The sequence below is a fragment of the Methylosinus sp. Ce-a6 genome, assembly GCF_009811655.1.
GTDB lineage: Bacteria > Pseudomonadota > Alphaproteobacteria > Rhizobiales > Beijerinckiaceae > Methylosinus.
The window spans coordinates 79,665-92,744 of the sequence record NZ_BGJX01000017.1 but is presented as its reverse complement, the minus strand read 5'-3'; the positions used below and the strand labels follow the sequence as shown (position 1 = coordinate 92,744).

At 65.9% G+C, this 13,080-nt stretch carries 13 protein-coding genes and 2 pseudogenes; 7 read left to right on the top strand and 8 right to left on the bottom strand.

Annotated features, from left to right (window positions below):
- Positions 1-1,738: hypothetical protein (locus tag Mspo_RS12270; RefSeq protein ID WP_159730131.1), on the top strand; the 1,738-nt coding region annotated here is incomplete at its 5' end.
- Between the two features lie 127 nt (positions 1,739-1,865).
- On the opposite strand, the pseudogene Mspo_RS19920 reads toward Mspo_RS12270, so the two are convergent.
- A pseudogene (locus Mspo_RS19920) lies at positions 1,866-2,117 on the bottom strand (transposase); the annotation flags it as partial.
- Between the two features lie 228 nt (positions 2,118-2,345).
- Positions 2,346-2,927: pseudogene (gene cas1 / locus Mspo_RS19915) on the bottom strand (CRISPR-associated endonuclease Cas1); the annotation flags it as partial.
- 395 nt (positions 2,928-3,322) lie between these two features.
- On the opposite strand from cas1, the gene Mspo_RS19610 reads away from it, so the two are divergent.
- On the top strand, positions 3,323-3,679 hold the full coding sequence (locus tag Mspo_RS19610; RefSeq protein ID WP_201281692.1) for a hypothetical protein: 357 nt from the start codon (positions 3,323-3,325) through the stop codon (positions 3,677-3,679).
- Between the two features lie 231 nt (positions 3,680-3,910).
- Here the strand turns inward: Mspo_RS19610 and Mspo_RS12250 are convergent, their stop codons facing one another.
- Both Mspo_RS12250 and Mspo_RS12245 read right to left on the bottom strand, forming a co-directional pair.
- Positions 3,911-4,270 carry a hypothetical protein gene (locus tag Mspo_RS12250; protein ID WP_159730129.1) on the bottom strand — a complete coding sequence of 120 codons (360 nt, stop codon included), beginning with the start codon at positions 4,268-4,270 and terminating at the stop codon, positions 3,911-3,913.
- 2 nt (positions 4,271-4,272) lie between these two features.
- Positions 4,273-4,551 (bottom strand): transposase family protein, encoded by a 279-nt coding sequence (locus tag Mspo_RS12245; RefSeq protein ID WP_159730139.1) that lies wholly within the window; start codon positions 4,549-4,551, stop codon positions 4,273-4,275.
- 267 nt (positions 4,552-4,818) lie between these two features.
- Between Mspo_RS12245 and Mspo_RS12240 the strand changes: the two genes are divergently transcribed.
- The gene (locus Mspo_RS12240) at positions 4,819-6,180 is read left to right on the top strand and encodes a Do family serine endopeptidase (RefSeq protein WP_244613406.1); all 1,362 of its coding nucleotides are present in this window, start codon (positions 4,819-4,821) and stop codon (positions 6,178-6,180) included.
- A gap of 447 nt (positions 6,181-6,627) precedes the next feature.
- Here Mspo_RS12240 and Mspo_RS12235 read toward each other — a convergent pair whose 3' ends face one another.
- Positions 6,628-6,990 carry a hypothetical protein gene (locus tag Mspo_RS12235; RefSeq protein ID WP_159730128.1) on the bottom strand — a complete coding sequence of 121 codons (363 nt, stop codon included), beginning with the start codon at positions 6,988-6,990 and terminating at the stop codon, positions 6,628-6,630.
- 682 nt (positions 6,991-7,672) lie between these two features.
- On the opposite strand from Mspo_RS12235, the gene Mspo_RS12230 reads away from it, so the two are divergent.
- A complete protein-coding gene (locus tag Mspo_RS12230) occupies positions 7,673-7,969 on the top strand; it encodes a hypothetical protein (RefSeq protein WP_159730127.1) in 297 nt (98 codons plus the stop codon).
- Between the two features lie 31 nt (positions 7,970-8,000).
- On the opposite strand, the gene Mspo_RS12225 is transcribed toward Mspo_RS12230, so the two are convergent.
- Genes Mspo_RS12225 through Mspo_RS12215 form a run of 3 tightly spaced genes read right to left on the bottom strand, consistent with a single transcriptional unit; the run spans position 8,001 to position 10,404 of the window.
- A complete protein-coding gene (locus tag Mspo_RS12225; RefSeq protein WP_159730126.1) occupies positions 8,001-8,861 on the bottom strand; it encodes an alpha/beta hydrolase in 861 nt (286 codons plus the stop codon).
- Positions 8,862-8,866: 5 nt separating this feature from the next.
- Positions 8,867-9,763 (bottom strand): tetratricopeptide repeat protein, encoded by an 897-nt coding sequence (locus Mspo_RS12220; protein ID WP_159730125.1) that lies wholly within the window; start codon positions 9,761-9,763, stop codon positions 8,867-8,869.
- Positions 9,760-10,404, bottom strand: a complete 645-nt coding sequence (locus Mspo_RS12215; protein ID WP_159730124.1) for a thiamine phosphate synthase — start codon at positions 10,402-10,404, stop codon at positions 9,760-9,762. The genes Mspo_RS12220 and Mspo_RS12215 overlap by 4 nt, the downstream gene beginning before the upstream one ends.
- Before the next feature lie 270 nt (positions 10,405-10,674).
- On the opposite strand from Mspo_RS12215, the gene def reads away from it, so the two are divergent.
- From def to truA, 3 genes are read left to right on the top strand one after another with little or no spacing between them, the layout of a single operon-like run.
- The gene (gene def / locus Mspo_RS12210; RefSeq protein WP_159730123.1) at positions 10,675-11,214 is read left to right on the top strand and encodes a peptide deformylase; all 540 of its coding nucleotides are present in this window, start codon (positions 10,675-10,677) and stop codon (positions 11,212-11,214) included.
- Positions 11,215-11,221: 7 nt separating this feature from the next.
- Positions 11,222-12,151 carry a methionyl-tRNA formyltransferase gene (gene fmt / locus Mspo_RS12205; protein WP_159730122.1) on the top strand — a complete coding sequence of 310 codons (930 nt, stop codon included), beginning with the start codon at positions 11,222-11,224 and terminating at the stop codon, positions 12,149-12,151.
- A 5-nt stretch (positions 12,152-12,156) separates the two neighbouring features.
- The gene (truA, locus tag Mspo_RS12200) at positions 12,157-13,068 is read left to right on the top strand and encodes a tRNA pseudouridine(38-40) synthase TruA (RefSeq protein WP_244613398.1); all 912 of its coding nucleotides are present in this window, start codon (positions 12,157-12,159) and stop codon (positions 13,066-13,068) included.
- Positions 13,069-13,080: the final 12 nt, after the last annotated feature.

The following is a 13,080-nucleotide window of genomic DNA, read 5'->3' as shown; positions in this document are numbered from 1 at the left end:
TCCGCTCTACGCCCGCGCCATTCTGCTTTGCGTATTCTGGGCGCTCGCAGGGCTGTGCATCGCTCGGCAGGGCGTCAATGCGCTCGATGCGCGGGCAGCCATCGCGCTGGTCGCGATCGCCGTCGTCTCGGCGGTCTTGCCCCATACGACCCATGTGCCATGGGACAATTACACACACTGGTCGGTGATGACGAAATCCTTCGATTTCGGCGCGCCGCTGATCGGCAATGGCTATAGCAAATTTCCCACCTATCCGCCGCTACAGCCGCTCCTGCTCTTCTATCTGCAAGGCATTTTCGCCTTCACCACCGATAATCTGCAGACGCACAAAATTTTGCTGCTCGCCTATCTGACGGCGCTGATGCTGTTCGGATCGCGCGCCGAGCCGTCGACGAGCCGGGCGCAGAGCGCGATGCGCTGGGCGTTGTTTCCTCTTTTGCTCGCGCTCGCCTATCGCATCACCGGCGTGCTCCAGAGCGGCTATGCCGATTTCGCCGCGGCAGTCGTGCTCGCGATCGCTCTTTCCGCGATCTATCATCACATAACGGCGCCTTCGCGCGAGAAGCTCGTGCTGGCGGCCACGGCGCTCGCGGCGGCGCCGCTGCTGCGCATCGGGCTCCTGCAGCCGGCGATGTTGCTGGCAATGATGCTCGTCGGGCTCGACTATGCCGCGCGCGGACGCGATCGAGCGCAGCTCGCGCCCGCGCGCGTCGCGGCCTATGCGGCCGTCATTTTCGCGCCGCTCGTCGCCCATCAGCTATATCAATCGGCCTATCTCGCCTTCTATGGCGAGCTCCAGAACGTGCCGAGCGATCTCGTCGCAAGCTTCATGAATACCGTCAGAGGCGATCCCGCCTTCCTGCAGGCGGTGACGCGCAGGCTGTTCGTCGAAGGCAAGCCGCAATTTCACGGTGTCGGCGTCTCGATCGGCATCATGGTCATCGCCGGCATGGCCGCCGGCGTGCTCGGAGCGGCTCTGAGTGAGCCGCGGCGCGATCGTCTTTTGGTCCTTGTCCTCGGCGTCTCACTCGTGATGGTGGCTTGGATCGGCGCCATCGTGCTACAGATGGCCGGATTCTTTCACGGCGATCCGAAGCTCCCGAGCTTCGAGCGTTATATCGGCATCTTCCTCTTCCCGTTCCTCGCCACTTCGCTGATCACGCTTCTGTATCCCGCGACGAAACATGGCGCTCGGATTTGCAGCGCGCTGATCGTCGGCGCCGCTCTTCTGCTTCACGCCGTGCTCCTGCCCACCGCCTTCTGGCGCCCTGTGTCTACCGAGTTCGACTTCGACGTCGATTCGATCAGCCGCGAGGCGCGCCCGATCGTCGGCGCCGATCGCGTGTGGGTGCTCAGCTCGAAGGAGGCGGACAACGCGTATCTTCGTAACTTCGCCTTTCACTATTTTCTCATGCCCGCATACACCAATAGCGATGTGTGCTTCTATGCGTCCAACGGCGCCAATTGCCCGTCGCGATCGCCCGAGATCTTCACGGAATATCTTCTCACAGCGGGCTATGGATGGGTTCTCGTCGACAGAATCGGGAGCGAGGAGGCGAGCCTGCTGCGGCAGATCGTGTCCGACGCCGAGACTCTCTCTCGGCGCAGCGGAAAGCCTGCTCTGTTCCGCGTCGTCGCCGATCCGGCGCAGCCCCGCCGCGCGCTGCTAGTGTGGGCGCCCGATTTCAGCCTGGGCATTGCTCCTGACGACGCGCCGCGGTTCGGCGCGATCCGCTGAGAGACGGCTCGCTCTGCGCCAATCGTGATCCGATCCGCCGTGCATTCGCCATCAGCGTCAGAGTATGCGACTTAGCCGGAAGATCGGGCATGACGGCGCCATCGGCAGCGAACACGCCGGTTCTTCCTCACTTCCTGTTGCGGTGGCCGCTACACAGGAAGCAAGCGCGCGCACGAAGGAGTTCTGGCCCCGCTCGACCATACATCGTTCGTTTGAGCGCTTTCAGGCGATTGATTTGTCCTTCCGTCTGGCCGTTGCTCCACGGCTCGGTGATCGCATTTCTCACCGCGTCGATGTCTCTCTGCGCCGTGCGATCGAAACGTTGCATCGCGTACAAGCCCAATTTCTGGGCATCTCTCAGCCAGGCGCCGAGCTTGCCGACGCTCTTGCTTTTAAGCATGCAGCCGGCGCATCGAGAGCTGATAGCCGAACACGGGATGGGTGGTCTCCTGATCGAGCCGACGCTCATAGGCTTCGACCAGCGCCCGCCTGCCCTTGGTCGAGAGATTGCAGCCGCCGGCGCCATGGACGAAATCGCCGGGCGATAATTGTCGAGCGCCGTCAGCACGGCCGAATCGGCGAGCAGCGGGCGAAACGGCTCCAGAAAATCGAGCGCTAGCGCCGGGCGGCCGGGGCGCTCGACATGGTAGAAGCCCTTCCAGGGATCGAGCCCGACGGTCGTCAGCGAGGCGGTCACGCTGCGGGTCAGCAGCGCATAGCCGCGCGACAGGCAGGCGTTGACCGGATCGGCCGGTGGACGACGATTGCGCCGCTCGAAGGCGAAATTCGGCAAGGTATTGACGGCGGGCGTGAAAAGATTTGGCAGATTGCGGAAATAGATCGCCGCCGCCTCGCCCTCGAAACCGTGCAGCAGGCTCGTATCGGCGGCGAGGAGTGCGCGATCGGCGAGGCCGGTCAGGGCGTCGAGTGGCGCCGCGCGCTTCTCCGCCTCGCCGCGCCAATTGCGGCGGAGCAAGGTTCTCTGATTGCGGATTTTCACCGCGACCAGCTCGCGCGCAAAGGCGAGGCGGCGCGCGGGATCGGCCGCCGCCGCATATTGCGCCGTGCGCGTCGCCGCGCTGCGCGGCCCCTGCCCGCCCGTCGCGCCGAGGAACCAGAAGCCGGAGGATATGCGCGCGTCGGCGACATGCGGCCGCTTGCCGACCTTGGTGTCGACGGGGACGACCAAGCCATCCTCGGCCTCGAGCGCGAGACGGCGCGTCTTGAACGGCTTTTCCTCGAGCGCATCCGGCGCGGGAAGCGCGGGCGCGCGGCCCTTGTCGCTGGCGCGGTGGGCGCGCTTGCCGGCGGCGACATCGGCGCTGCCGGCCCATTCGCCCTGCGCCCATTCCAGAAAAGCGAGACGCGGGCAATAGAGCCATTCGTTGATCGTGCGCGCCGGGACCAGCGTCTCGTCACGCGCGGCGGGCGGCGCGAGCAGGGGCAATTCGCCCTGCGCGGGGCCGAGAAATTTCGGTGTTTCGAAATCGGATATTGAAATGCCTCTCGGAAATGCCTCTCGCCCGGGACGATGTGAGAGGCGGACCGGAAGCTTCAGCGCGATAGCTGGCGACGCGCGAAGCCGTGAAGCTGCGCGATGCCCTCGCGAGCGACGAGGCCGCCGCCCTGCGCGAAGGTCTCCAGCTCAGGAGCGGGCGTCTCCCCATCTCCACGCTGCGCGGACAATTCGCCGACAACCGAGCTTGGCTCGACGATCCTTCGTCTCCGGCGATCGTCGTCGGAACGGTCGACATGATCGGCTCGCGACTTTTGTTCGAGGGCTATGGCGTCTCGCGCAAGATGCGCCCCTATCACGCCGGCTTTCTCGGCGTCGACACGCTGGTGCTGCTGGACGAGGCGCATCTCGTTCCGCCTTTCGCGCATCCGCCATCGAGAGCGACGCCGCGCTATGGCCGAAGGAGGATGCGGACAATGATCTGATCCGCCGCCTCGTTCTGCTGTCGCTGTCGGCGACGCTGCGCGGTGATGCGCGGCGCTACGCTTCGCGCGGCTGCAAAAGCGCTGGGGCCCCTGGGGTCTCGCCTGGTGGGAGGCGCTTTTGCGCGCGGCGGACCAGAAGGCGTCACGCGAAAACGAAGCGGGAGGCGGCGATGAGAGCGCCGGCTGAGATTCCCGTCGATCTGTTCAATCCCCAGGGCTGTTCAACGCTCATTACAAGCCGCGATATGAGAGCGTGACGGTGGGATCGATGGCGGCGCACCAGAGGGCTTGGGCGATGTTTTTGACGCCGTTTGCTCTGGCGATGTCGAAGGCTTGCGAGCGCAGGCGGGCCATGACGCCGGGATTGACGCGGAAGCGGCTTTCGTCCTCGGCGAGGGTCACGTCTCGAACCCAATGGTTTTCGTTCTCCACGGCCCAATGGCCGCGGATGGCGCTCGCGAAGCTTCTGCGGGCGACATGACGGATGACGCATAGAACGCGGCGGCTGTCGTGAAGCGCGATCGGAATAGCCGTCGCGACGATGTTCTCGCAGCGTTGTAGCAGGCCCAGCTGATTGCCTTTGACTTGCACGATCAGGTCATTCCCGGTCGCTTTGGCGATCTCGAAGGTTTTTTTGACAGTGCATGGCGCACGGAGGCGTAGGCCGACGCTCGTCGCAGCGCGGCGTCTGGGAAGGTCGCGTTGAGCAGGTCGAGCCGCGCGCGGACCAGGGCATGGATTTGCCGATACGACCGGGCGCCGCTCAGCATGGCGATGATCGAAAACAGGATGACGCCGACTTGATTGTAAATCTTTCCTTCGGCGCGCCGCCGATCCGGGATGGCGGCAAGGCGGGATGCGAGATCGACCATCGTCACGGGGCAACCTCCGATTCGGGTTGCTCCCCATAGATTCAGACACTTCCAGGCTCGAAAAGCGAAAATCACCCCACTTCATCGGACCAACTGTAGAGCGTTGAACAGCCCTGGGTTCCTTACGACCGGATGCTTTTGGCTGTAATATCGTTGCGAAGGTGGCTCATCTGAGGATCGACGATGCAACTTCCCTTTCGTGATATCATTTTAGGCGTGCTCCTTTGTGCGTCGGGCGCCGCGGCAGTGTTCGTCGCGCCCGCGGCCATGGCGCAGGGCGCGCTCGCGCCCCAGGCGGAGCGCGCCCTGCCGCAATCGCGCGTCGATGTCGTCCTCTCCTTCGCGCCCATCGTCAAAAAGGCGGCGCCGGCCGTCGTCAATGTCTTCGCGACGCGCGTCGAGCAGCGGCCGGCCAATCCCTTCTTCGACGATCCGATCTTCCGCCGCTTCTTCGGCGAAGGCGGCGGCGGCCCGCGCGGCCCGACGGCGCAGTCGCTCGGCTCCGGCGTCATCGTCGATCCGACCGGCCTCGTCGTCACCAATAATCACGTCATCGAGGGCATGACCGATGTGAAGGTCTCGCTCTCCGACAAGCGCGAGATACCGGCGAAAATCCTGCTGCGCGATCCGCGCACCGATCTCGCTGTGCTGAAGCTCGCGGAAGGCTCCGGCTTCCCGACGATGGAGCTCGGCGATTCGGACGCGCTCGAGGTCGGCGATCTCGTGCTCGCCATCGGCAATCCTTTCGGCGTCGGGCAGACGGTGACGCAGGGCATCGTCTCGGCGCTCGCCCGCACGCAGGTCGGCATTTCCGACTATGGCTTCTTCATCCAGACCGACGCCGCCATCAACCCCGGCAATTCCGGCGGCCCGCTCGTCGATATGAGCGGGCGCGTCGTCGGCATAAATTCGGCGATCTTCTCCAAATCGGGCGGCTCGGTCGGCATCGGCTTCGCGATTCCCGCCAATATGGTCAAGAGCGTCGTGGCGGCGGCCAAGGGCGGCGGCAGGCAGGTGAAGCGCCCGTGGCTCGGGGCGACGCTGCAAAATCTCTCCAAGGAGATTTCCGACGGCCTGGGGCTCGAGCGCCCGGCCGGCGCGCTGGTCGCCGATCTCTATCCCAAAGGCCCGGCGCTGGAGGCGGGCTTGAAGCGCGGCGACGTCATCGTCTCCGTCGACGGTCAATCGGCCGACGATCCGGAGGCGGTGGGCTATCGCCTCGCCACCAAGCCGCTCGGCGGCCAGGCGACGCTCGGCGTGCTGCGCTCCGGCAAGACCGTCTCCGTGCCGCTGAAGCTCTCCTCCGCGCCCGAGGTTCCCGCGCGCGATCCGGTGAAAGTGAAGGGCCCCTCGCCCTTCGCCGGCGCGACCGTCGTCAATATCTCGCCCGCCGTGCTCGAGGAATTCTCCGTGCAGGGCGCGACCCATGGCGTCGTCGTGGCGGAGATCGACCCCGTATCGGTGGCTGCGCAGCTCAACCTGCAGAAGGGCGACGTGATTCTCGCGGTCAATGACGAGAAGATCGCCACGACCCGCGACCTCGAGCGGACGACGATCAACCGCCATTATTATTGGAAGATCACGCTCGCCCGCGAGGGACAGGTGATCACGACGGTGGTCGGGGGGTGATGGACGCATGGACCCATCGAGTATCGTCTGGAGTTCTGCGACAATTCGGGCGAGCATCGCCCGGTCGCGATACGCCGAACCTCAAATAGGCAAAGCGTAGTGGACAGAATCTCTCGATTCTGATAGGGAAATGGCGCTGAGCGCTTCAATCGGAGCGCTCAGCAAAGCTTCAGACGAAGCGGGCGTTACCCGCCTGAGTTCTTCTGACGGCTTGCCACATCGGGATACTCCTGTGTCTCCTTCAGACCGATGCGCTGAAGGTCGCGCGAGAGGGGTCGACGATTAGCCAGAGGGTTGCTCGGCCAAGATTGGCCCTCTGACGGTGGAAAGGTGGAGATAACGGGAGAGTCGAACCCGTCGGCGGCACTTGATGAGGGCACCAGCCGGCAAACCTGCTATCCCCAATCTCTTATGAAAGCTCCGCGGCGAAAGCCCGGAGCTTTCACGTTATTGAGGGTTCCGCGCGAGCATCCATCCTTTCCCATCGACGAATTTCAACCTCCTGTCTCGATTGAACGTCGTCGAAAGATATTGTTTTGGATTTTTCGTTCCTATCTCAATCCCCTGCCCTTCTATCGCCGCGTAGAGTGCTGAAAGTGACATCGGCCCATTCTCCTTAATGAGGGCGATCGCCGCATCCCCCATGATATCCTTTTTTGATCGCTTTCCTTCAGCTTCCTCTGCGTGATCGTCATAGCTGCGGTACATCGCAACGAACGAGCGCAGTCGGTCGATCTCGGCCTGCAACTCTTTCATGGCAGCTTCCTTCGTCGAGAGGTCTGCCATGGCGCGCGAGAGCGGGTCGCTCATATGACGATTCCTTTCCTTGTCGAGAGGTAGCAAAGCCATCATTGCTCGTCAAGGAGCTTGTGTATGGCTGCCATATATTTTTGAGGTGCGGCTTGCCGCCTCGGCAAGCCGCGCTGCGACCAAAATATCAAGGAAAATAAAGGGAAATCAGAGAAACATCACGGGCGATCACAGCATATATGTATCATATCTGGCTTCTGATCATATCCGCGTCGAAACGCGCATGAGACACTCGTCGCATAAAATGCGCGCGACTTATCATCGGCATTTCATCAGAATGTCGGCATGATCCCATCGTGCAAAAAGCGCACATCAAATGAACCCTGCCAAATGATAAGAGCATCGCACTGACACGCGTCTTTGCGCATTGCGATATAAAATCTGAAATGCATGGCCGCAGATTTGGTGCCAAAAATATCCATCATCCAAAAGCAGCTATCCAAATGCCTGAAAAAATCACGTTGGTGCATTTGCTACCTAGTGCCGCGCTATTGTCTCGATCTCGCGCCTGTCGACGGCGCCCGGTCGCCGGTTTCGGGCGCAAGCGATCCACTCTTCCCGCGCGCTATGCGCTGACCTTCTCCCTTGTGCGCCTACGCACAAACACGCGGGCGCCGCTCCCTTAGAAAAAGCATCGTTCGCCGGGCATGAAGCCCGCGACGCACTGGGGGAGTTAAAGACAATGACCTTCGCCGTTACCGAATTCGCTTCGCGCCCCGTCCGGATCGACGCCGCCATGCGGATGGCCTTCGTGATCCTCGGTGCGACGGTCGCGCTCGCCGGCGCCAAGGCCTTCATGGCGCAGAGCGTCGCCGCCCCCGCCGTCGCGAGCGCGCCTGTCGCGGCCATCGCCGAGCCCGCGACTTTCGCCGCCGCCGAAGCGACGCAGAATGTCTGCCGCCGCGTCACCGTCGAGATCGACGAGGGCTATGGCGTGCGCGGCCAGGTGACCCGCTGGGTCTGCCGCAAAGCCTTTTGATCCCTCGAGGAGGCGAACGCGAAAGCCTGCCTCACATATGCCGCGTGAGAAAGCCGGCGGCCTCGCGCAGCGACTCCCGCGCCTCCGGCATGAAGGCCGCGCCCAATTGCCAGCCATGCGGGACGAGCGGAAAAATCCTCAACTCGACCGCCGTTCCCGCCGCCGCGGCGCGCGCGGCGAGGCGACGCGAATCATCGAGCAGCAGCTCGTCCTCGCCCACATGGACGAGAAGCGGCGGCAGGCGGGAGAGATCGCCCTGGAGCGGCGAGGCTTCCGGATCGCGAACGCTCGCTTCGCCGAGATATTGCCGAGCGGCGAGACGCAAAGCGCGCCGCGTGAAGATCGGGTCCTTTCCCTCATTGGCGCGCACGGAGGCGCCGCTCGCCGAAAGATCGGTCCAGGGCGAGAACAGCGCCGCTGCTCGAGGAAGCGGCAGGCCGCGCGCGCGCAGCCGCAGCATCAGCGCCAGCGCCAATCCGCCGCCGGCCGAATCGCCGGCGAGCGCCAGCGGCCCGCGCGCGGCGAGCCGCTCGTAGGCTGCGGTCACATCGTCGAGCGCCGCGGGGAAGCGATGCGCCGGCGCCAGCCGATAGGCGGGGGTGAAGACGTCGAAGCCGGCTTTCGCGAAAAAGCGCGCGGTCGAGCGAAAGAGGCGCGGCGCGCCGGCCATGAAGGCGCCGCCATGCAGATAGACCAGCGTCGCTCGCGCCGATCGCGCCCGCATCCATTCGCCGGCGAGCTCGGGATCGCCCTCGGCGACGCCCGCCGGCGGCCAGGGCCAGCGCATATTCAGCGCCTGCGCCGCCGCCTCGGCGCCCTCGTCGCCGTTGACGCGCGGACGCAGGAAACGGCGCAGAAATGCGCGCGAAAGACGCGCCGAAAGGCTCGCCACGGCGTCTATTTCGCGGCCGGAGCCGGCGGCGCCGGCTTTTCCGCCCGCGGGATCGTCGCCTCCAAAGCCGCGTCGAGCTTGGCGTCGACGAGGCCGGCGGCCTTGGCGCGGCTGTTCCAGAGCATGGCCTCGGAATGATTCTTCTCGACGCCGAGCCCTTCGGCGAGCAGTCGCGCCAGCCGGTTCTGCGCGACGACATTGCCGGCCGCCGCCGCCTGCCGCAGCAGCTTCACCGCATGGGGTCGGTCGCGCGCGACGCCCACGCCGTTGAACTCCATGATCGCGAATTCGACCATCGCCGCCGTATGGCCGGCCTCCGAGGCCTTGCGCAGCCAATTCGCCGCCTCGGCCGGATCGGCGGGAACGCCGCGGCCGTTCTTATAGAGCAGCGCCAGCGCATAGGCGGCGTCGGAATCCCCGAGCTGGGCCGCGCGGCGGAAATAGCCGAGCGCCTTGGCGAAATCCGGCGCGGCGCCGTCGTTCTCGAGCGCCGTCTCGCCGAGCAGATTGAGCGCCGCCGGATGGTCCTGCGCCTTTTCGAGATAGGCGCGGGCGAGCGCGCGGTCCTTCGCCATGTCGCGGCCGGTGAGCGCCGCCGCGCCGAAGAAATAGGCCGCGTCCTTGCCGCCGGCGTCGGCGGCGCGGCGGAACCATTGCATCGCTTTCGCACGGTCGCGGGCGACGCCCTGTCCGTCGAGATAGAGCCTGCCGATCAAAGTCAGAGCCGCGGCGTCCTTGGGATTTCCGGCGAGGCGCTTCTCGGCCTCGCCCATGGCGGCGACATAATCGCCGCGCTGATAGGCGCCGAAGGCGAGATCGGCGGAAGGCGGCGTCGGCTCGGCGGCCGGGGCCGCGCCGGCGAAAAGGGCGAGCGCGAGCGCGAAGAGCAGGCGAGCGTTCATCGGCCGGCCTCCCGGACGAGCCGCGCCGCCTCGCGCATGGCTTCCGCCTCCCCTCGGGGATCGTCCCAGACCGCTTCCGCCAAAAGGACGAATTCCGCTCCGGCCGCCGAGAGCGGACCGACCTCGGCGAGGCTCCTCGCCCAAGCGACGCAGGGCGTGTTGAAAATCTCCGCCCACCAGGCGACGCGCTCCGCCGTCCAGTCCAGCGTTAGCGCCTCGCCTTCTTCGCCGACGTCGCCGAAGAGGAGATAGTCCGCGCCCGCCTCCCCTGCGCGCATCGCATCGTCGCGCGTCGTAAGGCCGCCGACGCCGACGATGAAATCGGGCGAGAGGCGCTTCACCGCCCCGGCGAGCCGCTTCTCGTCATAGGAAAGATGCAGCCCGTCCGCGCCGCAGCGCGAGACGAGCTCCGGATCGCCCTCGATCATGAGAGCGACGCCCTTCGGCTGCGCCATGTCGGCGATCGCGCGGATGGCGCGCTCGGCCGCCGGCGCCGCGATCGTCTCGAGGCGAAGCAAGAGGCTCGCGATCTCCGCGGCCGCGAGCGCGGCGGCAAGGCGCGGTAGAAAGGCCTCGACCTCGGCAAGGCGCGGCGTCGCGAGACAGAGGCGGGCGAAATCTTCCGACAAATCTTTCGTCATGCGGCGTCATCTCTAAAGCCGGGCGGCCGCCGATTCAATTCGGCGCGAATCCGCGCCATTGTATGGCGCCGCTGCGCTGCAGGCTTTTGTCCTTCGACCCATCGCCCCGGCGGGCCCGCCGATCGCGCTTACATTGCGCGAGGAAGCGGAATATAATCTGCGACAAAGCCGCGCCGGCGTCCATTTGACGGAGACCGGGCGCATCCCTATTTCCACGGCGAGAAACCGCGAAAGACCTCGACCGCGAGAGAGCTTCAGGCGCGACAGCAAATGGCCATTCGTCCCATCATCACCCTGCCCGATCCGCGTCTGCGGCTCGTCTCCGAGCCCGTGACGACGATCGACGGCGAGTTGCAGCAGCTTCTCGACGATATGCTGGAGACCATGTACGAGGCTCCCGGCGTCGGCTTGGCGGCGATCCAGATCGCCGTGCCCAAGCGCATCGTCGTCGTCGACGCCGCGCGCGGCGACGAGCCGAAGAATCCGATGTTTTTCATCAATCCTCAGATCGTCTGGGTCTCCGAAGAGCTCTTCGTCTATCAGGAGGGCTGCCTCTCCGTCCCCGATTATTTCGAGGATGTGCAGCGCCCGGCGCGCGTGCGCGTGCGCTATCTCGACCGCGCGGGGATGACCCAACAGATCGAGGCCGACGGATTGCTCGCCACCGTGCTCCAGCACGAGATCGACCATCTCGAGGGCGGCCTCTTCATCGACCATCTCTCCCGCCTGAAGCGCGAGCGCGTGGTGAAGAAATTCGCCAAGGCCGCGGCGCGCGCCGCCCCGGCCGTCGCCGACAAGGTCGAGGCGTAACGGCCTCATGCGCGTCGTCTTCATGGGCACGCCCGATTTCGCCGCGCCTCTGCTCGAGAAAATCGTCGCCGACGGACACGAGGTCGTAGCCGTCTATACGCGCGCGCCGGCGCCGGCCGGTCGCGGCATGGATTTGAAGCTCTCGCCCGTGCATCGGCTGGCCGAGCGTCTGTCGCTCCCCGTCTTCACGCCCAAGAGCTTCAAGAACGAAGAGACGATCCGCGCTTTCGCCGATCTTCGCGCCGATGTCGCAGCGGTCGCCGCCTATGGGCTCATCCTGCCGCAGGCGGCGCTGGACGCGCCGCGTTTCGGCTGCCTCAATCTGCATGGTTCCCTGCTGCCGCGCTGGCGGGGGGCGGCGCCGATCCAGCGCGCCGTCATGGCCGGCGACGCCGAGACCGGCGTGATGGTGATGCAAATGGAGGCCGGCCTCGACACCGGCCCCGTCGCCGCGACCGCGCGCGTCGCGATCGACGAGGATATGACGACGGGCGAATTGCACGACGCGCTCGCCGCCGCCGGCGCCGAGCTGATGGCCGGGGCGTTGCGCGATCTCGGGAAGGGCGCGCTCTCCTTCACGCCGCAGGCGGAGGAGGGCGTCACCTATGCGCAGAAGATCGACAAGAGCGAATGCCGCATCGACTGGCGGCGTCCGGCGCGCGAGATTCACAATCTCGTGCGCGGCCTGTCGCCTTTCCCCGGCGCTTTCTTCGAGAGCGATTTCGGCCATGGAATCGAGCGCGTGAAAGTTCTGCGCACGAAGCTCGAACAGGGCGAGGGCGCCCCCGGCGCCGTGCTCGACGACAAGGGCCTCATCGCCTGCGGCGAGGGGGCGGTGAGGCTCGTGGAAGCGCAGCGCGGCGGCAAGGCGCCGATGGGGATCGCCGAATTTCTGCGCGGCCGCCCGCTCGCGCCGGGCCAGACGCTGGCGGCGTAACCGCAATGGCGAAAATTCAGGGGGCCGCGGCCCCGCCTCCCGCTGGAAGGGGGAGGTCGATCGCTGCAGGCGAGCCGGAGGCGGCGCCGCCCGAGTCTCGGGATTTCACCCCAACCCGGACGGTTTCACCGTCCGACCCTCCCCCTGAAGGGGAGGGTGGGGCGCGCGCGGCTGCGACCTATCGCTACGCTCTCACCATCGAATATGACGGCGCGCCCTTCGTCGGCTGGCAACGGCAGGAGAATGGCGTCTCCGTGCAGCAGCGGCTCGAGGAAGCGGTCGCGGCGCTCGAAGCGGGCGCGCGGCGCGTCGTCCACGGAGCCGGGCGCACCGACGCCGGCGTCCATGCGCTGGGGCAGGTCGGCCATGTCGATCTGACGCGCGAATGGCGGGAGGACCGGCTGCGCGACGCGCTCAACGCCCATCTGCGGCCGGACCCGATCGCCGTGCTGGCGACGCGCCGCGTCGCCGCGACATTCGAGGCGCGCTTCTCGGCGATCCGCCGCCATTATCGTTATGTGATCGACAATCGCCGCGCGCCGCTCACGCTGCAACTCGGCCGCGCCTGGCATGTAAAGCGCCCGCTCGACGCCGACGCCATGCACGCGGCGGCGCAAGCGCTCGTCGGCCGCCATGATTTCACGACCTTTCGCTCGACGGAATGTCAGGCCAATTCGCCGCTGCGCACGCTGGAGCGGCTCGATGTGCGGCGCGCGGGCGACATCATAGAGATCATCACCTGCGCGCGCTCCTTCCTGCACAATCAGGTGCGCTCCATGGCGGGCTCGCTGGAGCATATCGGCTCCGGCAAGTGGAGCGCCGACGATCTGCGCGCCGCGCTCGAGGCGAAGGACCGCACCCGCTGCGGCCAGGTCGCGCCGCCGCATGGGCTCTATCTCGTCGCCGTCGATTATTGATCGGACGCCCTC